Source organism: Pseudomonas sp. GV071 (genome assembly GCF_003050835.1).
Taxonomy (GTDB): domain Bacteria; phylum Pseudomonadota; class Gammaproteobacteria; order Pseudomonadales; family Pseudomonadaceae; genus Aquipseudomonas.
In genome coordinates this window covers 46,191-69,473 of sequence record NZ_QAOJ01000019.1, presented here as the reverse complement: position 1 = coordinate 69,473, position 23,283 = coordinate 46,191, and the positions used below count along the sequence as shown (strand labels likewise).

Below are 23,283 nucleotides of genomic sequence, written 5' to 3'. Positions count from 1 at the left end.
ATGCCAACTCGTAACCCCTTCACTGCCTTGCTGACCGCGCTGGCTGCCTCGTTGCTGTTCGCCCAGGGCGTAATGGCTGCCGATGCCAGCAGCCTGAAAACCACCCTGACACCGCTGGGTGCCGAGCGCGCCGGCAATGCCGATGGCAGCATTCCGGCCTGGGACGGCGGCTTGACCAAAGCGGACCCGAACTACAAAGACGGCGGCAAGCGCGGCGATCCGTTCGCCAGCGAAAAACCGCTGTTCAGCATCAACGCGCAGAACGCCGCGCAGTATGCCGACAAGCTCAGCGTCGGCACCCTGGCCATGCTGAAAAAGTACCCCGATAGCTATCGCCTGGACGTGTACCCCACGCACCGTACTGCCGCTGCACCGCAAGCGGTCTACGACGCCACCGCTGCCAACGCCGCCAGCGCCAAGCTGGTAGACGGCGCCTCCGGCCCGGCACCGCAGAACGCCCAGGGCGGTATTCCATTCCCGCTGCCACAGAATGGCGCCGAAGCCATTTGGAACCATTTATTGCGCTGGCGCGGGGCGTCCTGGCACACCACCTTCACCCAATACCTGACCACCACCGATGGTAAGCATGTGCTGACCAACGATTCGCGGGCCGACATGCAAATGCCGTTTTACCTGCCCGGTGGCGCTGAGAAAGATGGGGTGTTCTGGGCGATTCGCCTGATCAACGACGGCCCACCTTTGCGCGCCGGTGAAGCCATTCTGGGGCGTGAAAACCTCGATGCCGATAAGGCCGGCGCGTGGACCTATCTGCCCGGCCAGCGCCGCGTGCGCCGTCTGCCCAATGCCTGCTGCGACACGCCGACACCGGCCACCGCCGGGGTGATGAGCTTTGACGAACTCTATGTGTTCAACGGCCGTATCGACCGCTTCGACTGGAAGCTGGTGGGCAAGAAGGAGCTGTATATCCCTTACAACTCCAACCGCGTGCTGAATGCCGACTCGCCGGAAGCATTGCTGGATCAACACCACCTCAAATCTGACGCACTGCGTTGGGAACTGCACCGCGTGTGGGTGGTTGAAGCCACGCTGAAAAGCGGCAAGCGCCATGTGATGCCGAAAAGCACTTACTACCTCGATGAAGACACCTGGGCCGCTGTACTGGGCGAGCGTTACGACAGCAAAAACCAGTTGGCCAAAGTGCTGTGGACCACGCCTGTGGTGGTGCCGGATCTGCCTGGCGTCGTCACCCTGACCAACGGCTTCTACGACCTGCTGTCCGGGGCCTGGTTCGCCGGCGACATCTTTGCCGGCAAGAACGAGCAATACCGCATCGTCGCGCCGTACGCCGACTCGGTATTCACCCCCGATGCTTTGGCCGGTGAAGGCATTCGCTAGGCACAGGCTGTAGGTGTACAGGGCAGCGGTGCAACACGCGCTGCCCGTTTTCAAGAGGCAGTAGTCATGAGTAAAAACCGCAAAGCGCTGGCGCTGTTGTTGCTGGCGATGGCCAGTGCATCAGCTGGTGCCGTCGCGCCACTGGACGTGCTGAGCCTGCCGGCGGTGCAGGGCGTGCAGGCCCAACACGCGGTGCTGCTCGGCATCACCCGTGCTGGCGAACGTCTGGTGGCGGTGGGTGAGCGCGGCATCGTTCTGCTCTCCGACGACAACGGCGCCACCTGGCATCAGGCCAGTGTGCCGGTCAGCAGCACGCTGACGGCGGTGCAGTTTGTCGACAGTAAACAGGGCTGGGCCGTGGGCCATGCCGGCGTGGTGCTGCACAGCGCTGACGGCGGAGACAGCTGGAGCCTGCAACTGGATGGCAAGCGTGCAGCGGCGGTGGAACTGGCGGCCGCGCAAGCGGCGGCGGATGCACCCCGCCAAGCCAATGCCGAACGGCTGGTCGCTGACGGCGCGGATAAACCGCTGTTGGCCCTGAGCTTTGCCAATGCCCGTGAAGGCTTGGTGGTAGGCGCTTATGGTCTGGCCCTGCACACGGACGATGGCGGCGCGACCTGGACGTCATGGATGGACCGTCTGCCCAACCCCCGCGGCCTGCATCTGTATGCCGTGGCGCAACAAGGCCAGCAGTTGTACCTGGCCGGCGAGCAAGGTCTGCTGCTCGGCTCGCAGGATAACGGCGGGCAATTCAACACCCTCACCAGCCCCTATGAGGGCAGCTATTTCAGCCTGGCGCTGGAGCCTGCTGGCGGCCTGGTCGTCGCGGGTCTGCGCGGCAACCTGTTTCGCTCAGTCGACCAGGGCGCGAGCTTCCAGACGCTGAGCAATCCCATCCCCATTTCCATCAACGCGGCCGTAGTCATCGACCGCCAGTTGCTGCTGGTCAACCAGGCCGGCGGGCTGCTGCAAGGCGCTGTCGGTGGCGAAACGTTGCGCCCGGTTGCCTTGCCGCCCGGCGCACCGTTGCTGGCCGTGGCCCAGGCCGTCGATGGCGCCCTGGTAGGCGTTGGTTTTGCCGGGCCGCAGCGCTTGGCGGCAGCCCATACATCGATTGCGGAGTAACCCTATGCACGTCCCGAGTTCATCCGCTGCGACGCCGATTCACAGCACCCTGGACGATTTCGACAGCCGCTCCGGCTCCTTGCTGGAACGCGCACTGTTCAACCATCGGCGCCTGGTGTTGCTGATCTGTCTGTTAGTGACCGCGCTGTTGGGCTGGCAAGCCACGCGCCTGGAACTCAATGCCAGCTTCGAAAAGATGATCCCCAATGATCATCCGTTCATTGCCAACTACCTGGAGCATCGTCAGGAACTCAGCGGCCTGGGCAATGCCGTGCGCATCGCGGTGATCAACCAGAAAGGCAGCATCTACGACGCGGCCTACCTGCAAACCCTGCAGCAACTGAATGATGAGGTGTACCTGCTGCCCGGCGTCGACCGCGCCTTTATGAAATCGCTGTGGACGCCGTCTACCCGCTGGGTTGGCGTGACCGAAGAGGGCCTGGAAGGCGGGCCGGTGATTCCCGATGGCTACGACGGCTCGGCGCCAAGCCTGGAAGCGCTGCAACGCAATATCGAGCGCTCCAACGAGATCGGTCAGTTGGTGGCCTTCGACCAGCAGTCGAGCATTATCTACCTGCCGTTGCTGGCCAAAGACGCCGACGGCAAAGCGCTGGATTACAGCGTTCTGGCGCAGGAGTTGGAAAACCTTCGCGGTAAATACCAGCAGCAGGGCATCGAGATTCGCATCACCGGGTTTGCCAAGGTGGTCGGCGATCTGATTGATGGCCTGCGGCAGATTCTGCTGTTCTTCGCCGCCGCGATCGTCATCACCGCCGTGGTGCTCTACTGGTACACCCGCTGCCTGCGCAGCACCGCGCTGGTGATGGCCTGCTCCTTGGTGGCCGTCGTCTGGCAACTGGGCTTGTTGCCGTTGCTTGGCTACCAGCTGGACCCGTATTCGGTGTTGGTACCGTTTCTGGTGTTCGCCATTGGCATGAGCCATGGCGCGCAGAAAATGAACGGCATCATGCAAGACATCGGGCGCGGCATGCACCGCCTGGTGGCGGCACGCTTTACCTTCCGCCGTCTGTTCCTCGCCGGGCTCACCGCGTTGCTGTGCGACGCCGTGGGCTTTGCCGTGCTGATGATCATCAAGATCCAGGTGATTCAGGACCTGGCCGTGATCGCCAGCATCGGCGTGGCCGTGCTGATTTTCACCAACCTGATTCTGCTGCCGGTGCTGCTTTCGTATGTCGGTGTAACGCCGGCGGCGGCGGTGCGCAGTTTGCGCAGCGAACAGGCGGAAATCGACGGCGCCGGCAAGCAGGCGATCTGGCGCTTTCTCGACCTGTTTACCCAACGGCGCTGGGCCGCCCTGTGCGTGCTGGTGGCGGCGGTACTGGCCGGTGGCGGTTACTGGGTCAGCTTGCACCTGAAAATCGGTGACCTCGATGCCGGTGCGCCTGAACTGCGTGCCGACTCACGCTACAACCTCGACAACGCCTACCTGACCCAACACTACGGCGCCAGCAGCGACATCTTTGCCGTGATGGTGAAAACCCCGGCCGGCGGCTGCTCCAGCTACGACACCTTGCAGCGGGTGGATAACCTCGACTGGCAGTTGCGCGGCTTGCCGGGTGTGGATTCCACCAACTCGCTGGCGTTGCTCAACCGCCGCGTACTGGTCGGCCTCTCCGAAGGCAATCCCAAGTGGTACGAACTGGTCAACAACCAGGCCACCTTGAACATGGTTACCGCCGGCGCGCCCCGTGGTTTGTACAACGAAGACTGCAGCCTGCTGACCCTGTATGCCTACCTCACTGACCACAAGGCCGACACCCTTGGTCGCGTGGTGGACAGCGTGCAGGCCTTTGCCAAGGACAACGACAGCGAGCAGGCGCAGTTTCTGCTGGCCGCTGGCAGCGCCGGTATCGAAGCCGCCACCAATATCGTGGTGAAACAGGCCAGCCACGAGATGCTCTGGTGGGTGTACGGGGCGGTGATTGTGCTGTGCCTGATCACCTTCCGCTCCTGGCGTGCCGTGCTCTGTGCCGTGCTGCCGTTGGTGCTGACGTCGATCCTTTGCGAAGCGCTGATGGTGTGGCTGGGCATCGGGGTAAAAGTCGCCACCTTGCCGGTGATCGCCCTGGGCGTGGGCATTGGCGTCGACTACGCGCTGTATGTGATGAGCATTGTGCTGGCCCAGTTGCGCCAGGGCGCGAGCCTGTCGCAGGCCTATTACCAGGCGCTGCTGTTCACCGGCAAGGTGGTGATGCTCACCGGCGTGACCCTGGCCATCGGCGTCGGCACCTGGATGTTTTCGCCGATCAAGTTCCAGGCCGACATGGGTGTGCTACTGGCCTTTATGTTCGTCTGGAACATGGTTGGCGCGCTGATTCTGCTGCCGGCGCTGGCCTACTTCCTGTTGCCACAAAAGCGCGCGGCGGACCAACCCCGCGTGGTGCCCGTGGCCGTGCGTGAAGAACGCCCCGAACCGCTGCCCAAGCCGCCCGTGCGCGCCGCTATTCGCTGATTTTCCAGAACAACAATAAGAGAACACCGCCATGCGTCCATCGAAGATCCAAAGCTCGCGGCTCAAGCCGCTCCTACGGTACGTGCAATCCGTAGGAGCGGCCCGTCCGGCGCTCCGGTCAGCCGCGATACCTGCAAACACCCTTACTGCAGGAGACCGCTATGTCTACTAACCGCCAAGCAGGTTTGCCACAGTCTCTTTTGCTACTGCTAGGCAGCTGCCTGCCCGTGCTAGGCGCCGTACTTCTGGCCCCAGTGTTGCCCCGCATGCAGGCGCATTTCGCCGACACCCCGGGCGCCACCGTGCTGGTACCCATCGCCCTGACGCTACCCGCGCTGGTCATCGCCCTGGTCGCCCCGTTTGCCGGCCTGATTGCCGACCGGGTAGGGCGCAAACCCTTGCTGCTCTGGGCCATGGTGCTTTACAGCATCTGCGGCCTGCTGCCGCTGTGGCTGGATTCGCTCACCGCCATCGTCGCCAGCCGCGCCGGCATCGGCCTGGCCGAAGCGGCGATCATGACCGGCTGCACCACCTTGATGGGCGACTACTACAGCGGCTCCCGCCGCGAACGCCTGTTCGCCTTGCAGATGGTTGCCACCTCGCTGTCGGCCGCCATCTTTATGGCCGTGGGCGGTGCGCTGGGCGAGAACGGCTGGCGTACACCCTTTGCCTTGTACGCCGTGGGCCTGCTGTTTCTGCCGTTGATGGCCAAGCTGCTGTGGGAGCCGCAAGGCGATGCCGACACATCGGCAACCGTGCAAAGCGCCGTATTTCCGTGGCGGCGTCTGGCGCCGTTGTACCTGCTGACCGTGCTGGCTGGCGTCAGCCTGTTTGTGGTGCCGGTGCAGGCCGGCTATCTGCTGAGCCTGATGCACGTCGATGGGCCGCAACAAATCGGCATGACCATGGGCGCCAACCAACTCGGCGTGCTTGCCGGCGCCCTGGGCTTTCGCGTGCTGAGCGGGGTAAGCCCGCACAAGCAGATGCTGTTGGCGTTTTTTCTGGCCGGCGTTGGCGGGCTGCTGATGGCAGTCGCGGGTAACCATGCGCTGGTGGTGGTTGCTGTGCTGGTCAACGGCCTGGGCATCGGCCTGATGTTGCCGACGCTGATCACCTGGATCATGAGCCAGGTCGACTTTGCCCAACGCGGGCGCGCCGCAGGTGGTTTTACCGCCGCCATCTTTGCCGGTGAATTTGTCAGCCCGTTGGTGGTGCTGGCGATTACCGCCGGGCAACCCGGCCAACTGCCCACCGCCCTCGGTGTGCTCGCCGTGGCGCAACTGCTGATTGCCCTGGCCTGCCTCGGGCTACCTAAAACCGCCCCCATTGCTGCAGCGTCGCTCTGAGCGAGGATTTTTTATGCACGAACTACCATCGTTCAAACGCGTGGTCACCGGCCACAACGCTAGCGGCCGGGCGGTTATCGCCAGCAGCGGGCCGACGCCCAACGTGTTTCCGTTAGCCGCCGTACCCGGCACGGTGTTCTATGAAATCTGGAACAGCGCCGCCAGCCCGGCCTTGCTGGACAACGCCAGCGACCCCACCGCCAAGCCGTTGCAATTGAGCCCAGGCGCGTTGGGCAGCGTGATCCGCGTGGTGGATATTCCACCCGACAGCCAGCAAAACCAGATCAGCGCCGACGATGCTGCTGCCGCCTTTGCCGAGATTGGCCAATCCCACGCGGGCACCGGCACCGCCGATTCCAAACACAAACTGATGCACCGCACCGAAACCCTCGACTACGGCATCGTCACCGAGGGCGAGGTGTGGCTGGTGGTGGACGAGGAAGAGGTGCAGCTCAAACGCGGCGACGTGGTGGTGCAGCGTGGCACCAACCACGCCTGGAGTAACCGCACCGAAGCCATGGCACGGATGGTCTTCATTTTGCTCGACGGCCGCTTTGCGCCTGAGCTGGGAGGTGGCCAATGAAGCTCGCCACCCTCAATAACGGCAGCCGCGATGGCCAGCTGGTGGTGGTCTCGCGCGATAACCAGTGGGCACTGCAGGCCACAGCGGTTGCGCCAACCTTGCAAGTGGCGCTGGAAAACTGGGCCAGCGCCGAACCCCGTTTGCGTCTGCTGTCCGATGAGCTTAATGCGGGCCGGGCAGTGGGCGCCTTTACCTTCGACGCGGCCCAGGCGATGGCGCCGTTGCCGCGTGTGTACCAGTGGTGCGACGGCTCGGCCTTTATGAGCCACGGCGCGCTGATGCAAAAAGCCTTCAACCTCAAACCCATCGACGGAGCTGAACACACACCGCTGATGTACCAGGGCGCGGGCGATGATTTTCTCGGCGGCCGTGATGACATTCCCTTGCCCAGCGAAGCCCAGGGTATCGACTTCGAAGGCGAGTTTGGCGTGGTGGTGGACGAGGTGCCGATGGGCTGCAGCGCCGAGCAGGCCTTGCAGCACATCAAACTGATCGTGCAGATCAACGACGTCAGCCTGCGTGCCCTGGCGCCGCGAGAGATGGTCACCGGTTTCGGCTTTTTGCAGGCCAAACCGTCCAGCAGTTTCGCGCCCTTGGCGCTCACCCCGGAAGAGCTCGGCGAAGCCTGGCGCGATGGCTGTGTGCAGTTGCCCCTGCAAGTGCACTGGAACGGCGAATGGTTTGGCCACCCCCATGGCGGCGCGATGAACTTCCACTTCGGCCAGTTGATTGCCCACGCGGCACTGACCCGTCGCCTGCGCGCCGGCACAGTGATTGGTTCGGGCACGGTTTCCAATGCCGATCGCAGCGTCGGTTCGGCCTGCATTGCCGAGCGCCGGGCGATTGAAATGATTGCCCAAGGCAGCGCCCAGACGGCCTTTATGCGCTTCGGCGACCGGGTACAGATGGAGGTGCTGGGCGCCGATGGCCAATCGTTGTTTGGCGGCATCGACCAGCGTGTCGTGCAGGCCCGGCCATGAGGAGCCGCGTATGCGTGTATTGATCACCGGCGCCAATGGGTTTGTCGGCCGCGAACTGGTGCGCTGCCTGTTGGCGCGCGGCAGCCTGCGCGGCCAGGCCATCGATTCGTTGCTATTGCTGGACCGCGAATTCGCTAGCGCGGCAGACGACCCGCGCGTGCGCCAGCAAAGCGGCAGCGTCACCGACGCTGCCTTGCTGCGCCGTTTGCTGGCCGATGGCGTCGATGTGGTGTTTCACCTGGTGAGTGTGCCCGGCGGCGCGGCAGAAACGCAGTACGAACAGGGTTATCAGGTCAACCTGCTGGCCAGCCTGGAGCTGCTCAACCAACTGCGCAACAAGGCCAAGCCACCGGTGCTGGTGTATGCCAGCAGCGTGGCGGTGTATGGCGGCGAACTGCCGGCGCGGATGAACGAGCAGGCGGAGTTGAACCCGCAGCTGTCTTACGCCGCGCACAAGGCCATGGTGGAAACCCTGGTCAACGACCTGGCCCGGCGTGGCGAAGTGGACGGCCGCGCGCTGCGCCTGCCGGGCATTGTCGCGCGGCCACGGGAACCCAACGGCCTGCGCTCGGCGTTTATGAGCGACTTGCTGCGAGCCTATGCCGCTGGCGAGCGCTATAGCTGCCCGGTATCGCCAGAGGCCACCTGCTGGTGGATGTCGGCGCGCTGCTGCGTGACCAACCTGATACGTGCCGCCGAGCTGGATGGCAGCACCCTGGGGGCGCAGCGGGTGTGGCAACTGCCGGTGCTGCACCTGTCCATCGCCCAGGTCCTGGATGCCCTGGCCGACGCTTATGGCGAGGAACGCCGCAGCCTGATCAGCCATGCCGCCGATCAGCAGCTGCAGGCGCTGTTCGGCCAACTGCCGCCGCTGAAAACGCCGCACGCCCGGGCCCTCGGTTTCAGCCACGACGGCAATGCCGCCACGCTGATCCGCAATGCCCTTAATCCCGCCGCCCCTCGGCCCCTGTCATTAGCTGGAGCACCTGCCCATGTCCGCGCTTAAACCGACCCGCCGCCTGGTCGACCTGTCAGTGACCCTCGACAACAACCCCTACACCGATCCGCCACCCTTGCTGCCGAAAATCGACTACATGGACCATCAGCAAGGCTGGCCGGAGATGGCCGCGATGTTCCCCGGCCTTGAGCTGGAGCAGATGCCCGGCAATGAATCCTGGGCGGCCGAGCGCCTGCAGATCACCACCCACAGCGGCACCCACATGGACGCGCCCTGGCACTACGCCTCGACCACCGACGGCGGCAAGCCGGCCTTCGGCATCGACGAGCTGCCCCTGGACTGGTGCCTGCAACCCGGCGTGAAGCTGGACTTTCGCCACTTGCCCGACGGCCACGTGGTCACTGCTGCCGAAGTGGAAGCCGAGCTGGCGCGCATCGAGCATCAGCTGCAACCGCTGGATATCGTGTTGATCAACACCCGCGCCGGCGCGCTGTTCGGCCAGCCGGGGTATCTGGAAGCCGGCATCGGCATGGGCCGCGAGGCGACGATGTACCTGCTGGAGCGCGGCGTGCGGGTCGTCGGCACCGACGCCTGGAGCTGGGACGCACCGTTCAAATACACCCGCGAGCGCTTTGCCGCCTCCGGCGATGCCTCGATCATCTGGGAAGGGCACAAAGCCGGGCGTGACATCGGCTACGGGCAGATGGAAAAACTCGCCAACCTCGACAGCCTGCCGGCCAACGGTTTTCTGGTGTCGTGCTTCCCGTACAAAATCAAACACGCCTCGGCGGGGTTTGTCCGTGCCGTGGCGATTTTCAATGCCTGAACCCGCAACGCTTGAACAGGCGGCGCTGGGCGTCGCCGGGAGTATCGCGTGATGGCTAAAGCCACACTGATCCGTTGTTGCCTGCTGGCCCTGTTGGCCGTAACCCGCCTCAGCCACGCTGCCAGCGATGGCGAGCGCACCCAGGCGCTGCTGGCCAGCGCCGTGGAGTACTACCGCACCCAGGGAGACGCCGCCTTGGCGGCCTTCAGTCGCCAGGGCGAATTCATCGACGCCGACCGCTACGTGTTTGTGGTCGACACCCACGGCACCATGCTCGCCAGCGGTGGACCGTCGGCGGTGTTGATTGGCCGGAATGTGTCCAGCGTGTTGGCCCCGGAGCTGAAAAGCGCCTTCGAACAGGCCCTGCAAACGCCCGAGAGCGGCGGCGTGCAAAGCGCCGAATACCGGTGGAAAAGCTGGGCCGATGGCCGCGTCGAGCGCAAGCGCGTGTATTTCCAGCGGGTAGGGGAGCGCATCATCGCCGTCGGCCACTACCTGCCGCGCGCCACCCCGGAACAGGCCCAGGCCTTGCTCGACCGGGCAGTAGCCGCCATCGAAAAAGACCCGACCGCAAGCTTCACCGCCATCAACGAGCTGTCGCCCGCGTTTCGCGAGGATGACCTGTACGTGTTTGTCGTCGACCTCACCAGCCACCGCTACCTGGCCCACGGCTACAACCTGCGCTTGCTCGGCGTCGATTTCGCCAGCATTCGTGACCCCCAGGGCAAACCGGTGGGCGCGCCGATACTGGCGCTGATGGCCACACACACTGAAGGTGGCTACGACTACCGCTGGAAGAACCCGGTCACCAGCAAGGTGGAAGACAAACACGCGCTGCTGCACAAGGTAGGCGGTTATTTGGTGGCGGTCGGCTATTACCGCAACCCCAAGTGACCCAGGTCAGGGCTAGTGGACACTGAGGGGAGGGCGGCTTGGCAAGAGGGGGGCTGAGGCGGCATGCTGCCCTCACGCTCCCTTATCAGAGGCCCCTTATGCGCAGCGGAACCGCCCCTTGCACCGATGTCGATCTGGTTTACGAAGATTGGGGCGAGCTGTCTGCACCGCCACTGCTGTTGATCATGGGCCTCGGCGCGCAAATGGTGCTGTGGCCGGATGACTTCTGCCAGAGCCTGGTCGAACGCGGTTTTCGCGTTATCCGCTTCGACAACCGCGACTCGGGCCTTTCGGGCCGGGTGAAAAAACCCTTCGATACGCCGATGTGGAAACTGCTGGCCCGCGCCCAGTTGGGGCTGCGTTCTGCAGCGCCGTATACCCTGGTGGACATGGCCGACGACGTCGCCCAACTGATGGCGCATCTGGCCATCGCCTCGGCCCATATTGTCGGCGCCTCCATGGGCGGCATGATCGCCCAGGTGTTCGCCGCCCGTTACCCCGAGCGCGTGCGCGCACTGACCATTCTGTTCTCCTCGACCAACCAGCCGCTGCTGCCACCGCCAGCCTTTGGCGTATTCCGCAAACTGGTCTCGACGCCGCCGCCCGGGGCCAGCGCCGACACCATCGTTTCACGCCAACGCGAGCTGTTCCGCGCCATCGGCAGCGCCGCCCACCCAATGCCCGAGGCAGAACTGGACGCCTTGATCCGCCTACAGATTGCCCGTGGCGCCGACTTCAAAGCCACCGCCAGGCAGTTCGCAGCGATTCTCGCCACCGGCGATCTACGCCCCTACTGCGAAAAAATCAGCACCCCGACCGTGGTTATTCACGGCCTGGCCGACAAACTGGTGCGCCCAGCCGGCGGCAAAGCCATTGCCCGCGCCATCGCCGGCGCCACACTGCACCTGGTACCGGGCATGGCCCACGACCTGCCACGGGCGTTATGGCCGCAGATTATTGCCGGCATTGGTGAGCGCTAGCGCTTTGCGGGCAAGAGATAACGCAACATTCATCTCCAGGGCTTTACAAGTCCGGGAAAAAAACTAGCGTTGATCCCCAACAGACCCGCGTATTCATCACACCAAGTCAAGCGGGCTCAAGGGACTATTCAGGAGAAAACACCATGGCTACGTTTACCCCCGGTCACCTGCACATCGAGCGTCATGCACTGACCCCGAACGATGTCAGCTACGACCTGCACATCGACTACGAAGTGGCACAAGACCCGAAAATCGGCAAAGGCATGCAATTCACCATGCACGGCACCATCCAGGGCAAGGAAATGAGCGAGGGCTTTTTCCTGGCCAAAGAAGAGGCCTATAACTTCGCCAGCAACGTGACCAAAATCGCCGAGAAATACGGCATCCCCAAAGCCATGAGCAGCATCGGCTCCGTGCACAAACACTACGACGCCATGTTTGCCGACGTGCGCGAGCAACTGGCGATGAAGCCTGGGGACCCGGTTAATCCGGAGCATTTTGAGTAAGCAGAACGTCCCGCGTCTTCGTCTGGCCCGCCTTTTGATATCGAGAGGCGGCCAGTTGCTCTGGCGCCTCTCCAGAGCGCTCAGAACTTCATCTTGAACCCGACCATCACGTCATAGCCGTGGGCATCGCCGTCGAAGCTCTGCGGGTTTTGCCTGCGCTGAGGTAACCTTAAACGCCTCGGCAACCGGGACAGACACCGTTGATGAAATCGCCTGACATCGAATCCATACGTGCCTTTTTACTAGTGGCGCAGTTGAAAAGTTTTACCCGGGTGGCAGAGGCCATGGGTACCACACAGGTTGCCATCAGCCTTCGTATCAAGCGGCTGGAGGAGGCCATGGGCCGCGCCTTGCTGGAACGCACGCCACGGCGGGTGACGCTGTCGGTTCACGGGCTAGCGTTCCAGGCCAATGCCCAGCGTTTGCTGGAATCATACGAGCAGGCGATGCGCAGTTTCGAGGCGCCGAAACGCACGCTTCATATCGGCGTTAGCCACCATATCGTGGGTGCAGATTTGTCCCGCTGGCTCCGGCGCTTGTCGGAGGCCGATCCCGAGGTGGTCGTGGCCTTCAGCCTGGGCACCTCCCGCGAATTGTTAGAGCGCTATGAGCGCGGCACGCTCGATATCGCATTGATTCTGCGCCACGACAATCGCCGGCAGGATGGTGAAAGCATCGGCACCGAGCAGTTCACCTGGATGGCGGGCGAGACATTCATAGCGCCCGAAACGGCGCCGTTACCCCTGGCTATTCAGCCCGCGCCCTGTGGCATGCGCAGCATGGTGTCGAGCGCATTGCAGGCGCAGAACCGCAGCTGGCGCGAGGCCTTTGTCGGCTCGGGCATTCTGGCCATTGGCGCGGCGGTTTCGGCGGGCATTGGCGTGGGTGCCATGGTGGGGCGCATGGCGCCAGCGGGATGCGTCGACGTAAGCGATGAACTGAATTTACCGCAACTGCCAGGCCGCGACGTGGTGCTCTACACCGCGCACCGCGACAGCCAACTACGCCACCTGACGGAGACGCTGACCGAGGTCTTCAACGAGCGCCCCTAGAGCAGATAATGGCCAAGGGCGGCGAGTGTTACTGCAAGCCCGCCAAGCAGCGCCACACAAACTGAAAATGCAAGCAGATGGGCCAACAGAAAAACAGCGCGATGGTTTGTGACGTGGGGCATTGCAGCGTCCTTTGGTGGTGCTCGGGAAGCACGATTATCCAAGGGCTCAGAGGGCGGCAAAAAGAGAGATTCCGCTATTTCAGTGATTAGGTTTTGACCAGGGCCTGCCTGCGGCGTGTTGGCGGGGCTTGCTACTTCTGACCATTAACTGCCTGTCGTGACCGGCAGCAATCGGCCAAAAGCGGTCATTGGTTAACCAGACATTAAGAGGCTCACTTAGTCCATGCAAATCGCCATAGATTTCTCTATTTTCACGCTTGCTCCATCCGCAGCGGGCGTCATTTCGGGAAAAATCGAATTTAGCGAACTACCAAGAGTCGGCGAAATGATTTCATTTTCCTTTCCGCCAAATGAGTCTACGTTTCCGTCAGTGCCAGGAATCAATGCATTGCTTAAGGTCGAGCACGTAATTCACAGCGCAAACGGTGAGAACCCGGCACTTTCGCTTCAGGACCTAGTACTACCAAGCAAGGAAAGCGTCGCTGAAGTCGTGGCGTTCCTCGAGAAAGGCTTTGGTCTATTTTTCAGCTCAGGCAATCCCCGCCAGACGTTGTAACTGTCAGATTTTGGCCGACAGCGGCCAATTCTCGGCGCCATTGAAGGTTTCCAAAAAGGTGTTGATCCAGTTTTAGCAATTTTTCTTACCCATTTCCCCCACCCTCAAAGCCGCGTTCCTTCTCCTCCGCCCGCCACAGCCGACTTTTTCATCCCGTCCACAGGCCTACAGTTCCCCATCGCTGACTATTCAGCGATGCCGGTTTGGTCGCCGGGATACCGAAAGTAAAAGCGTCTGCTATAACGGCAAGGCGGTTTTAACGTCTGCTTTATGGCAGCTGTGCGCGGGACACCTTCGGGTGTGCCGGGCTCTCTCGGTACCGGTCGACCAACCTGCGTACAGCTGCCTCCTCATTGCTTGGTCGCGATAGGGAGTGGTTTCTAAAACCATACCGAGAGTTACCACTATGAAAGCATCTACCGCTGTAACCACCCGCCACCCCTTCGACTATCTGTACGACCTCCCTCTGTTTTCCGTTAACGAAGACGTACCGGTCGAAGAAGCCTTGGAGCGCGCTGCTGACTTGATGATGTATGTCGAGGCGCTTTCTGCTGCCGACGCCTTTCGTGACAAGAGCCTTGGGTCTGCCATCGTGCAAACGCTGAGCGAAATGGCCAAGGCGTTGGTCAAGTCGACCCAGCAGGGGGAGGGCGAGGCAACTGCTTAAGAGCAGTTAGCTGTGTGTGAGAAAGGCGCCCTGCGGGGCGCCTTTTTTGTGGGGGCTGGAAGGCCCGAGGTCTGGCTTGTCAGCGAACATTGCTGGCACTATGCCTTCCTCTACACCTCGCTCACACAGGGATGTATGCCAATGCCCGGCGTTAACTGGTTTTTCCGCTTTGCTGCTGCCCCCATGCCGTTGTTGCTCGCGTCGTGCGCCAGCGTTGGCATTGGGGCGCCTACGGGTTGGGTCGCCAAAGACCCGGCAACCAGCACCGGCACCTTTTACTACGGTGACGGTGGGCGCTATGAGGGCGGCTACAGCGGCGAGAAATTCCAGGGCCGTGGCACGCTGTTCTATGAGTATTCGCGCGCGCATCAGGGCTATACCGACACCAACGATCCGCCCCAATTGCGCAACGGCCAACTCGCGGGCGAGTTCAGTAACGGCCAGTTGCTGCACACCACGGTCACTTACACCACCGAGTGGAATAACAACGCCACTTACACGCCGCCAGGCGCGTTTGCCTACAAGGGCGGTTATGACGGCGGGTTCAAGGGCAAGGGCAGGGTGATATTCAAAGACGGCCGTATATTCAAAGGTCAGTTCGGCAATGAACCGACGCTCTTCAGCTATGCGCCTGGCGAGCGGGTGATGTTTGCCACCAGTCAGCTGGTGGGCAGCTACTTCGAAGGGACGGGCACCATGCGGTGGAGCAACGGTGCCACCTTTGAAGGGGTGGTGTACCGCTACTACTTGTTCGACCGGGACCGCGGCATGATCAACCCCGACAACCTCACCTGTGTCTCGTCCGCCTTCTACGGCAAGGGTGTGTTGAAGGAGCCGGGCAAGGCAGATTATGTCGGCCTGGTCGGTGAAACCTACGAACATACGGCACCGGTGCATGCCAACGAAGCGGACTTCATGCGCTATGCCGACGAGCTCGCACAGTGCCCTGGCACGCTGGCCGTAGCCCGTGATCGCATCAACGGTATTCAGTCGGAGCTGGACACCGAAATGGCCCAGGGCCGGGCCAACGCGCAAGCCATGCTGGCCGCCGACCTTGGCAACCTGGCCAACCAGGTTTCTACCAGTGCGGCGCGCATTGACGCCGCGTCGCGCGGCACCACCTACGAAATCGAACAGGCTAAACAGCAGCGCAACGCCGACTACGCCAGCTTCATCAGCGCACAGGATGCCGACCCCGCCAGCGAGCGCAGCCAGCGACAAACGCAGGCGGCGCAGGCGGCGAAAGCACCGGCTAGCGTCAGCCAGGCGAAAAGCAATAAAGCCGCACGTAGCGTGGCGAGCGAAGCCACGGCCGTCGCGCAGAGCGATGAGGCCGGTGCAGCAGAACAGGCCGCTCAGCAAGCCGCTGGCGAGCGGTTGGAACACGAAAAAACCGTGCAGCGCACCATGGACGACATCGAGCGCAAACGCGTGGCAGCCGCAGAAGTCGCGAAGAAAAAGGCCGAGAAGGAAGCTGAGGCACGGCAACTCGCGCAGAGCAAAAAACTCTACCTGGCGCAACTGCGCGACAGCACCAAACTGGCCGCCCGCACCTGCCCTGGCGGGGAAGGCAAGTACTACGTGGTCGGGCTCAAGCCTGCGATCAAACCAGCACCGGTCGAGTGCCTGGACGTGGCGTATACCGCCCGTTGCCCAGGCAGCCAGCAAGGCGCCACTGGGGTAATAAAAACCTTCCTCGGTGCATCCACTGACTGCTTTATGGGCGATACCGCCGAAATCGCGCCGCAGTTGAGCTGCAAGGCCAGTGAGGTGGTGGTGAAGGTCAACGAAGTGAGCGAGTGCAGCTTCTAACTGATACGGTCACCAGCCACCCACGAGGAACACTCCATGAGCTCCGTTGCAGGCCTTGTTTTAGCCGCAGGTTTCGGCCGTCGGTTCGGCAGTGACAAACGCCGCGCGCTGATGAGCAGCGGGCTGACGCTGTTAGGTTGCAGCGTCGCCACGGTAGCGGCTCGCTGTGCAAACACCTGGCTTGTGCTGCGGCCATCGGACGATGCTGAGGCGTTGGGTCTCACTCACGCGGTGAACGTGGTTCGCTGCGAGGCTGCCGAGTTGGGGTTAGGCCATAGTCTGGCCTGCGCAATGGCCGCCATCAGTCGTGACTCGGATGCGGACGCGGTGGCTGTTTTTCTTGGCGACATGCCTTGGATCACAGGTGCAAGCATTGAGCGTCTTCTGGCGGCTGCCGATGCGGATCGAATCGTGTTGCCGGAATACCAGGGGCAGGCGGGGCACCCGGTGATCTTCGGTCGGCGTTTCTGGCCCGACCTGTTGCTACTCACCGGCGATACAGGCGCCAGGTCTGTGCTGCACGCCCATGCCGAGGCTGTGCAGCGCGTGCCGGTGGATGACCCCGGCGTTTTGCAGGATGTGGATACGCCGCACGCGCTTCATGCGCAGCGTTGAACGTCTCTGCTTTGCTTGGCTTGGGATATGGAGACTTCGTCAGGCAGCGCTACGGCGTTCTTGGCGGCCAGTACTTCGGCCATCACGCTGACGGCGATCTCCGGCGGCGTTTTGCTGCCGATGTAGATGCCGATGGGACCGTGCAGCCGCTGCAGTGATTCCTGTGTTTCGCCAAAGTGTTCGATCAGCCGGTCGCGCCGGTTCTGGCTGTTGCGCCGTGAACCGATGGCGCCAATGTAGAAGGCGGGGCTCTGTAACGCTTCCAGCAATGCCAGGTCGTCCAGCTTCGGATCATGGCTGAGGGCGATGATGCAGGTGCGCAAGTCGGGGGCAAAGGCTCTGACCACGTCGTCTGGCATCTCCTGAATGCGCGTAACACCCGGCACGCTCCAGGTCTCCAAGTATTGCGGGCGGGGGTCGCAGAGGGTGACCTGAAAGCCATTGAACTGCGCCATCACCGCGAGGTACTCGGCCAATGCGCCGGCACCGATAAGCAGCATGCGGTAGCCCGGCCCCAGGGTATTGCTCAGGCGTTGGCCGTCGAAGGTGAATTGAGCGGGGGTCGCGGTGTTGTGCAGGGTGACCTGGCCGCTGCGCAGGTCCAGTTCGCGGCGCACCAGTTGGCCGGCGTCGAGGCGCTGCAGTAACGGTTCCAGCAGCGCCAGGGTCGGCAGGAACTCAAGGACCAGCTCCAGCGTGCCGCCGCACGGCAGGCCAAAGCGATGGGCTTCTTCCGCGCTGACCCCGTAGCGAACCACTTCAGGTAACTGCTCAGGCAAGCCGGCGGCACCGTAAGCGGTGGTGTATTGGTGGATCAGGTCATCTTCGATGCAGCCACCGGAAACGCTTCCAACCACACGGCCATCGTTGCGCAGGGCCATCATCGAGCCCACCGGCCGCGGTGAAGAACCCCAGGTTCGCGCAACGGTTACCAGCAGTACGCGCTGCCCTGCAGCAAGCCAATCGCGGGCAGTGCGCAGTACCAACAGATCAATGCTTTCCATCCAGCCTCCGTGGCTTAGCGCATGTGCAGAAGAATCGGCGTGGGGCTGGCCGGGTCGGTGTGGGCGCGCAGCTTAGCGACCGCCTGTGCATTCACTTCACCGCCCTGATTGCCCCATGTCGCGCGAACAAACGTCAGCACTTGGGCAATCTCTACGTCCGATAGTTGCGCACGAAAGGCGGGCATCCGGTACGCATCCGGAACCCCGGCGGCCACCACCCGCAACGAACCGTTAAGGCTGATGTTGATGGCCGACTCAGGTGCTGCGGTCAGCGCCGACGTAGCGCCGGCCAGGGGCGGCATCCATGGCGCCTGGCCCTTGCCATCCAGGCCGTGACAGGAGGCACAGCGGGTTTCGTAGAGATGCCCACCGGCGCTGGCGAATGCTGAGGCTTCAGCAGCCTGGTATTGCCAGGGCGCGCCATCGCGCTGTGGGTCGCCGGGCAGGGATTTGAGGTAGCGGGCGATGGCGGTGAGGTCGGCGTCGGTCAGAAATTGCGTGGAGTTGTTGAACGCCTCGGTCATCGAACCAAACACCACCGCATGCTGGTTACGGCCGGTTTTCAGGAACTGCGCAATATCGGCCTCGCTCCAGCGCCCGAGGCCGGTGTTGGGGTCGTTGCGCAGGCTGGGGGCGTACCAGCCATCCAGCAGGGCGCCGGCGAGAAATTGTTTACCGCTGTCGCTCAGGGCTTTTTCGTTGAACGCCAACCCCCGCGGGGTGTGGCAACTGCCACAGTGGCCGGGGCCTTGTACCAGGTACGCGCCGCGGTTCCACACGGGGTCTTGCTCGGTCTGCTGGGCAAACGGCTGGGAATCGGTAAACAACGCATTCCACAGTGCAATGGGCCAGCGCAGGTTGAGCGGCCAGGGAATGTCGCTCGGCTTATTGGCGGCGTCTGAAGCGCCGACGCCTTGCATGAAAAAGGCATACAGCGCGCGGATGTCGTCGTCGCTCAACTTGGCGTATGACGGATACGGCATCGCCGGATAGAGCCGGCGGCCCTCAGGGGCAACCCCGTGGCGAATGGCGCGGTCGAAGTCAGCCAGGCTGTAGTGGCCGATGCCGACCGTGCCGTCAGGGGTAATGTTGGTGGCGTAGATGGCCCCCAAGGGCGTGGCCATTTTCAGCCCGCCGGCAAAGGCGGGGCCATCTGGCAGGCTGTGGCAGGCCACGCAGTCACTGGCGCGCGCCACATACTCGCCGCGCTGGACCAGCGCCGCGTCGCCTGAACGGGTGCCATCGCTGGCATCGAACACCGAAGCCGGCACCCGGGTGCCGTACCAGACCAGCAGGACCAACACGAGGAGCCCGACCAATGCCAGTGTGCCGGCCGCTTTTGCGTAGTGCCGTTTGCTCATGGACTCGACTTCCCGTTAGCTCGGTTGGCTGAAGGTGTAGCTGGAGAATGGCATGCTGCGCAGGCGCTGGCCGGTCAGGCGGGCCACCGCGTTGGCCACGGCCGGCGCAACGGCCGGCAGCGGCGGCTCGCCGATGCCGCCCATCTTGGCGCCGCTCTCGATCACTTTTACGTGCACCCGCGCCATGCGCGCCGGCGGCAGAATCTGATAGAGGTCGTAGTTACGCGCCCGCGGTTTGCCGTCGACGTACACCGCTTCTTCCACCAACGCCTGGGACAAGCCCAGGGCCACCGCACCATTGACCTGCGCTTCGACAATGGCGGGGTTGACGATGCTACCGGGGTCTATCGCCTGCCAGATGTCGTGAACCTTGACCTGGCCATTTTCAATCGACACCTCAGCCACCACCGCGGTCTCCGTACCAAACGGCGAGGCCATGGCCACACCCCGGGCGCGCTTCGAGCCATCTTCTGCTGTGAACGGCCCGCGCTTCCAGCCGCCGGACAGTTCTGCAACGGACTGCAGCAGATGGGTCAGGCGCTGGTTGCCTTGCAACAAGTGCAGACGAAGTTCATAGGGGTCATGGCCGCCCTTGTCGGCCAGTTCATCCAGAAACGCCTCGTAAAAAAAATCGTTCAGCGAGTTACCCACCGAGCGCCAGTAGCCCAGCATCACCGGGCCTTTGACGTAGATCTGCGCGATGCGCCGGTTGGCAATGCTGTACTGCTTGCCGGTGAGGCCTTCGAGGGCGGTTGGGTCGAGGTCTGTACCTTGTTTGCCAGCAAGCCCCTCGGTGGGCCCTTCGGTGGCGCTGACCGCTTCAATGGCAATGGGCAGGCCCTTGGCATCCAGCGCGGCGCGAAACTTCACCACGGCCATGGGGCGCAGGGCATCACGCAAAAACTCTTCTTCACGGCTCCAGATCAGCTTGATCGGACGGCCGACCGCCTTGGCCAACTCGATGGCCTGCGGGTACGGGTTGGCGGTGTCGTAGAGAAAATGCCGGCCAAAAAAGCCGCCGAGCAGCGGCGTGTGCAGGGTGATTTTTGCCGGGTCCATACCGGTGCGCTTGGCGATATCGGCGAGGAAAAAATCCTGCGCCTGGTTGGGCAACCAGACTTCCAGGCCGCCATCGGGATTGAACCGGGCCAGTGCCGACGGGGGTTCGAGTTGAGCGTGGTTGACGTACTGGTTGTGATAGGTGGCTTCGATCTGTGTCGGCGCCATGGCCAAGGTGCCGGCAACGTCACCTTCTTGCTCCGCCTCACGGCCAGGCCCTGGTTCGTTCGCCAGGCGCTCACGAAATGCCACGCTGGAGAAATCTGCCGGCATTACCCGCAGAGGAGAGTCGGCAGCCGCTTCCTGCCACTGCACCTGAATGGCTTCCACCGCGCGCTTGGCATGCCACCAGCGTTCGGCGACCACCGCCACGGCGCCCGGCAAGCGCTGCACCGAGTGCACCCCCTTCATCGCCTTCACCTGCGCTTCGTTGCGCAACTCGCCCACGGTCATGCCCAGACGCGGCGCATGCTGCACCGCCGCGTGGAGCATGCCGTCGACGTGCAGATCGATGGTGTACTGCGCCTTGCCGGTGGACTTGTCATAACTGTCCAGGCGGCGCACCGGCTTGCCGATCCAGCGAAACTGGCTGGGGTCGCGCAGCGTCACGCTGTCGGCAGCAGGTACGGCCAGGTCAAGGGCAAGGCCGGCCAGTTCGCCGTAGCTGAGCGAGCGGCCCGACGCGGCATGCACCACGTGGCCAGGCTCGGTGGTCAATTCGGCAATGGGTACATTCAGGCGGGCGCTGCCGGCTTGCAGCAGCATCGCGCGGGCCAGGGCACCCAGCCGGCGCATGGTGGGGTAGCTCATGCGCACCGACATGCTGCCGCCGGTAATGCGCAGGCCATTCTCCATCACCACATAGGCTTCCCCGGGTGGTGCGCTTTCGACGACAAAGGTCGAAGGATCAGCATCCAGTTCCTCGCCGACGATCTGTGCCATGGCCGTGTAGGTGCCTTGGCCGCCCTCGATAAAAGGGCACAGCAGGCGGATGCTGTTGTCCGGGCGAATCTCCAGAAACGCGCTCACCTGGGTGCCCGCCGCTTGGCGTTCAGCCGCCATCGCTTGCATGCGGGCAGAACCCAGCGGCACGCCAAAACCGAGTACCAGGGCGCCCACCGCAGTGCCGGCAGAGGCGACCAGGAAGCGGCGGCGCGACAGATTGATCGGCTCGCCAAGGGCGGTATCCATGGGCGTACTCATCAGACATTCTCCCCGGCAGGCGCTGCGGTGATTGCCAGTTCATGGACGGCCGCATTGATGGCGTTGTAGGTGCCGCAGCGACACAGATTGACCATCGCCGCCGCAATCTGCTGATCGCTGGGCTTGGGGTTGCGCTTGAGCAGGGCAGTGGCGGCCATGACCTGGCCAGACTGGCAGTAGCCGCATTGCGCCACCTGGTGTTCAACCCAGGCAGCGACCACCCGTTTGCCGACCTCATCGGCTTCGACCGCCTCGATGGTGGTCACCTCACGGCCGACTACGCCCGCTACCGGCGTCACGCACGCGCGCACCACGTTGCCATCGACCAGCACCGAGCAGGCGCCGCATTGCGCCAGGCCGCAGCCGTACTTGGTGCCGGTCAGGCCCAGGTCGTCGCGGATAACCCACAGCAGCGGCGTGTCCGCCTCGGCATCGACCTGGTAGGTTTTCTGGTTTATCCGCAGTTCCATGGCTCACCTGCTTTCACGAGAATTAGTCTGTTGAGTGAAGGCCTTTAGCTGGCGGCCTCTGTGCCTTAGGAACTTAGCATTCGCTCGCCGTTTCAGAACCCACAGATTGCGATAGCCGTTATTAGCTGAGCTCATTAATTGCCCGTCGCCAACAATGGTCCGTGCCGCTGTTGTTCTAGCGGCTGTGCGGCACTGGCGAACGAGCGGTTAAACCGGTGAGCAGGGCAGCGAGCATCAACACCGCCGCGCTGGCGATAAACGTGCTCTGGTAGCCGAGCGTGTCAAACAGCACGCCGCCCACCGTGGAGCCCACGGCGATAGCCAATTGCACAATCGCCACCATCAGGCCGCCGCCGGCCTCGGCGTGATCCGGCATGGCGTGGGCAATCCAGCTCCACCAGCCGACTGGAGCAGCGGTGGCAATCAACCCCCAGAGGCCGAGCAATACCGCTACCGCGATAACCCGGCTGCCAGCAGGAATCAGCGCCAGCGCAATCACTGCCATCAGCAGCGAGATAGCACCCAAGGTGCCGTAGAGGCTGCGCTTGAGCACCAGACCGATCAGCGTGGTGCCGCATAAGCCCGCTACGCCGATCACCAATAGCAGCAGGGACAGGGTCGGCACGCTGACGTGGGTGACGGTTTCCAGAAACGGCCGCAGGTAGGTGAACAGGGCAAACTGGCCCATGAAAAACAACCCGGCAGCGGCCATGCCCAGCGCCACCGTGCGGTTGCCCAGCAGCTTGAACACATTGCCAGCGCCCGGCGAGCGCTCCTGCGTGGCCATGCTGGGTAGGCTGAGCCACTGCCAGACCAGCGCAATCAACGCCACCGGAACCAGGCACAGGAACGCGCCGCGCCAACCCACCACTGAGCCCAGATAACTGCCGAGCGGGGCGGCCACCACGGTCGCCAGGGCATTGCCGCTGTTGAACACCGCCAGCGCTTTGGGTACCTGGGCGGCTGGCACCAGGCGCATGGCGGTGGCGGCCGACATCGACCAGAAGCCGCCAATAACTACGCCAATCAGGGCGCGCCCAACCATGTAGGTCAGGTAGTTCGGAGCCAGCGCGACGATGGCGCCCGACACGGCCATCAACGCGGTGAGCGCCAGCAGCAGCGTCTTCCTGTTTACGCTGCCGGCCAGCCAACTGATCGACAGGCTGGCCAGCACCGCAAAAGCGCCTGATATGGCCAGCCCTTGGCCGGCCATGCCCTGGCTGACCTGCAGGTCGTTGGCCAGAGGCGTCAGCAGGCTGACGGGCATGAACTCGGAAGCGATCAGCGCGAACACGCACAACGTCATTGCGTAAACGCCGCCCCAGTGCGCGGTTT

21 protein-coding genes are annotated in these 23,283 nt (G+C 63.2%); 16 read left to right on the top strand and 5 right to left on the bottom strand.

Features of this window, described 5'->3' with window-relative positions; translation table 11 throughout:
* The 16 genes from C8K61_RS25900 to C8K61_RS25830 all read left to right on the top strand — a co-directional run bounded on the left by C8K61_RS25900 (position 1) and on the right by C8K61_RS25830 (position 16,851).
* Entirely contained in the window at positions 1–1,356 is a 1,356-nt protein-coding gene (locus C8K61_RS25900; RefSeq protein WP_108099808.1) for a DUF1329 domain-containing protein, read from the top strand.
* Positions 1,357–1,422: 66 nt separating this feature from the next.
* Positions 1,423–2,481, top strand: a complete 1,059-nt coding sequence (locus C8K61_RS25895) for a YCF48-related protein (RefSeq protein ID WP_108099806.1) — start codon at positions 1,423–1,425, stop codon at positions 2,479–2,481.
* 4 nt (positions 2,482–2,485) lie between these two features.
* Positions 2,486–4,954, top strand: coding sequence for an RND family transporter (locus C8K61_RS25890; RefSeq protein ID WP_108099805.1), 2,469 nt, complete (start codon positions 2,486–2,488; stop codon positions 4,952–4,954).
* Between the two features lie 161 nt (positions 4,955–5,115).
* On the top strand, positions 5,116–6,300 hold the full coding sequence (locus tag C8K61_RS25885; RefSeq protein WP_108099803.1) for an MFS transporter: 1,185 nt from the start codon (positions 5,116–5,118) through the stop codon (positions 6,298–6,300).
* 13 nt (positions 6,301–6,313) lie between these two features.
* The gene (locus C8K61_RS25880; RefSeq protein ID WP_108099801.1) at positions 6,314–6,883 is read left to right on the top strand and encodes a cupin domain-containing protein; all 570 of its coding nucleotides are present in this window, start codon (positions 6,314–6,316) and stop codon (positions 6,881–6,883) included.
* Positions 6,880–7,863 (top strand): fumarylacetoacetate hydrolase family protein, encoded by a 984-nt coding sequence (locus C8K61_RS25875; protein WP_108099799.1) that lies wholly within the window; start codon positions 6,880–6,882, stop codon positions 7,861–7,863. Before C8K61_RS25880 ends, C8K61_RS25875 begins: the two co-directional genes overlap by 4 nt.
* Positions 7,864–7,873: 10 nt before the next feature.
* A complete protein-coding gene (locus C8K61_RS25870; RefSeq protein ID WP_108099797.1) occupies positions 7,874–8,869 on the top strand; it encodes an NAD-dependent epimerase/dehydratase family protein in 996 nt (331 codons plus the stop codon).
* Complete coding sequence (locus C8K61_RS25865; protein ID WP_108099795.1) at positions 8,856–9,647, top strand: cyclase family protein; 792 nt, start codon at positions 8,856–8,858, stop codon at positions 9,645–9,647. The genes C8K61_RS25870 and C8K61_RS25865 overlap by 14 nt, the downstream gene beginning before the upstream one ends.
* Positions 9,648–9,698: 51 nt before the next feature.
* Positions 9,699–10,541, top strand: a complete 843-nt coding sequence (locus C8K61_RS25860; protein ID WP_108099793.1) for a cache domain-containing protein — start codon at positions 9,699–9,701, stop codon at positions 10,539–10,541.
* A 98-nt stretch (positions 10,542–10,639) separates the two neighbouring features.
* Complete coding sequence (locus C8K61_RS25855; protein WP_108099791.1) at positions 10,640–11,521, top strand: alpha/beta fold hydrolase; 882 nt, start codon at positions 10,640–10,642, stop codon at positions 11,519–11,521.
* 143 nt (positions 11,522–11,664) lie between these two features.
* Positions 11,665–12,027 (top strand): DUF5064 family protein, encoded by a 363-nt coding sequence (locus tag C8K61_RS25850; protein ID WP_108099789.1) that lies wholly within the window; start codon positions 11,665–11,667, stop codon positions 12,025–12,027.
* Positions 12,028–12,230: 203 nt separating this feature from the next.
* Positions 12,231–13,079, top strand: a complete 849-nt coding sequence (locus C8K61_RS25845) for a LysR family transcriptional regulator (protein ID WP_108099787.1) — start codon at positions 12,231–12,233, stop codon at positions 13,077–13,079.
* Positions 13,080–13,424: 345 nt separating this feature from the next.
* Entirely contained in the window at positions 13,425–13,757 is a 333-nt protein-coding gene (locus C8K61_RS26720) for a hypothetical protein (RefSeq protein WP_146174339.1), read from the top strand.
* Positions 13,758–14,163: 406 nt separating this feature from the next.
* Positions 14,164–14,424 carry a DUF3077 domain-containing protein gene (locus tag C8K61_RS25840; RefSeq protein ID WP_108099785.1) on the top strand — a complete coding sequence of 87 codons (261 nt, stop codon included), beginning with the start codon at positions 14,164–14,166 and terminating at the stop codon, positions 14,422–14,424.
* 141 nt (positions 14,425–14,565) lie between these two features.
* Positions 14,566–16,236 (top strand): hypothetical protein, encoded by a 1,671-nt coding sequence (locus C8K61_RS25835; protein WP_108099783.1) that lies wholly within the window; start codon positions 14,566–14,568, stop codon positions 16,234–16,236.
* Positions 16,237–16,272: 36 nt separating this feature from the next.
* Positions 16,273–16,851, top strand: a complete 579-nt coding sequence (locus tag C8K61_RS25830; protein WP_108099781.1) for an NTP transferase domain-containing protein — start codon at positions 16,273–16,275, stop codon at positions 16,849–16,851.
* Here the strand turns inward: C8K61_RS25830 and C8K61_RS25825 are convergent.
* From C8K61_RS25825 to C8K61_RS25805, 5 genes are all read right to left on the bottom strand, one after another.
* Positions 16,836–17,855, bottom strand: a complete 1,020-nt coding sequence (locus C8K61_RS25825; RefSeq protein ID WP_108099779.1) for an XdhC family protein — start codon at positions 17,853–17,855, stop codon at positions 16,836–16,838. The genes C8K61_RS25830 and C8K61_RS25825 overlap by 16 nt on opposite strands.
* A gap of 14 nt (positions 17,856–17,869) precedes the next feature.
* The gene (locus C8K61_RS25820) at positions 17,870–19,216 is read right to left on the bottom strand and encodes a cytochrome c (protein ID WP_108099777.1); all 1,347 of its coding nucleotides are present in this window, start codon (positions 19,214–19,216) and stop codon (positions 17,870–17,872) included.
* Between the two features lie 15 nt (positions 19,217–19,231).
* On the bottom strand, positions 19,232–21,478 hold the full coding sequence (locus C8K61_RS25815; RefSeq protein ID WP_108099775.1) for a molybdopterin cofactor-binding domain-containing protein: 2,247 nt from the start codon (positions 21,476–21,478) through the stop codon (positions 19,232–19,234).
* Positions 21,478–21,948, bottom strand: coding sequence for a (2Fe-2S)-binding protein (locus C8K61_RS25810; protein WP_108099773.1), 471 nt, complete (start codon positions 21,946–21,948; stop codon positions 21,478–21,480). The genes C8K61_RS25815 and C8K61_RS25810 overlap by 1 nt, the downstream gene beginning before the upstream one ends.
* Before the next feature lie 175 nt (positions 21,949–22,123).
* Positions 22,124–23,254 carry an MFS transporter gene (locus C8K61_RS25805; RefSeq protein ID WP_108099847.1) on the bottom strand — a complete coding sequence of 377 codons (1,131 nt, stop codon included), beginning with the start codon at positions 23,252–23,254 and terminating at the stop codon, positions 22,124–22,126.
* Between the last annotated feature and the right edge of the window lie 29 nt (positions 23,255–23,283).

Excerpts from the sequence above, each read along its gene's own strand:
- C8K61_RS25870 (WP_108099797.1), top strand. The coding sequence starts at position 7,874 with ATGCGTGTATTGATCACCGGCGCCAATGGGTTTGTCGGCCGCGAACTG.
- C8K61_RS25820 (WP_108099777.1), bottom strand. The coding sequence starts at position 19,216 with ATGAGCAAACGGCACTACGCAAAAGCGGCCGGCACACTGGCATTGGTC.
- C8K61_RS25835 (WP_108099783.1), top strand. The coding sequence starts at position 14,566 with ATGCCCGGCGTTAACTGGTTTTTCCGCTTTGCTGCTGCCCCCATGCCG.
- C8K61_RS25830 (WP_108099781.1), top strand. The coding sequence starts at position 16,273 with ATGAGCTCCGTTGCAGGCCTTGTTTTAGCCGCAGGTTTCGGCCGTCGG.
- C8K61_RS25845 (WP_108099787.1), top strand. The coding sequence starts at position 12,231 with ATGAAATCGCCTGACATCGAATCCATACGTGCCTTTTTACTAGTGGCG.
- C8K61_RS25875 (WP_108099799.1), top strand. The coding sequence starts at position 6,880 with ATGAAGCTCGCCACCCTCAATAACGGCAGCCGCGATGGCCAGCTGGTG.
- C8K61_RS25810 (WP_108099773.1), bottom strand. The coding sequence starts at position 21,948 with ATGGAACTGCGGATAAACCAGAAAACCTACCAGGTCGATGCCGAGGCG.
- C8K61_RS25855 (WP_108099791.1), top strand. The coding sequence starts at position 10,640 with ATGCGCAGCGGAACCGCCCCTTGCACCGATGTCGATCTGGTTTACGAA.
- C8K61_RS25895 (WP_108099806.1), top strand. The coding sequence starts at position 1,423 with ATGAGTAAAAACCGCAAAGCGCTGGCGCTGTTGTTGCTGGCGATGGCC.
- C8K61_RS25865 (WP_108099795.1), top strand. The coding sequence starts at position 8,856 with ATGTCCGCGCTTAAACCGACCCGCCGCCTGGTCGACCTGTCAGTGACC.
- C8K61_RS25890 (WP_108099805.1), top strand. The coding sequence starts at position 2,486 with ATGCACGTCCCGAGTTCATCCGCTGCGACGCCGATTCACAGCACCCTG.
- C8K61_RS25825 (WP_108099779.1), bottom strand. The coding sequence starts at position 17,855 with ATGGAAAGCATTGATCTGTTGGTACTGCGCACTGCCCGCGATTGGCTT.
- C8K61_RS25860 (WP_108099793.1), top strand. The coding sequence starts at position 9,699 with ATGGCTAAAGCCACACTGATCCGTTGTTGCCTGCTGGCCCTGTTGGCC.
- C8K61_RS25885 (WP_108099803.1), top strand. The coding sequence starts at position 5,116 with ATGTCTACTAACCGCCAAGCAGGTTTGCCACAGTCTCTTTTGCTACTG.
- C8K61_RS25880 (WP_108099801.1), top strand. The coding sequence starts at position 6,314 with ATGCACGAACTACCATCGTTCAAACGCGTGGTCACCGGCCACAACGCT.
- C8K61_RS26720 (WP_146174339.1), top strand. The coding sequence starts at position 13,425 with ATGCAAATCGCCATAGATTTCTCTATTTTCACGCTTGCTCCATCCGCA.
- C8K61_RS25815 (WP_108099775.1), bottom strand. The coding sequence starts at position 21,478 with ATGAGTACGCCCATGGATACCGCCCTTGGCGAGCCGATCAATCTGTCG.
- C8K61_RS25805 (WP_108099847.1), bottom strand. The coding sequence starts at position 23,254 with ATGACGTTGTGCGTGTTCGCGCTGATCGCTTCCGAGTTCATGCCCGTC.
- C8K61_RS25850 (WP_108099789.1), top strand. The coding sequence starts at position 11,665 with ATGGCTACGTTTACCCCCGGTCACCTGCACATCGAGCGTCATGCACTG.
- C8K61_RS25840 (WP_108099785.1), top strand. The coding sequence starts at position 14,164 with ATGAAAGCATCTACCGCTGTAACCACCCGCCACCCCTTCGACTATCTG.
- C8K61_RS25900 (WP_108099808.1), top strand. The coding sequence starts at position 1 with ATGCCAACTCGTAACCCCTTCACTGCCTTGCTGACCGCGCTGGCTGCC.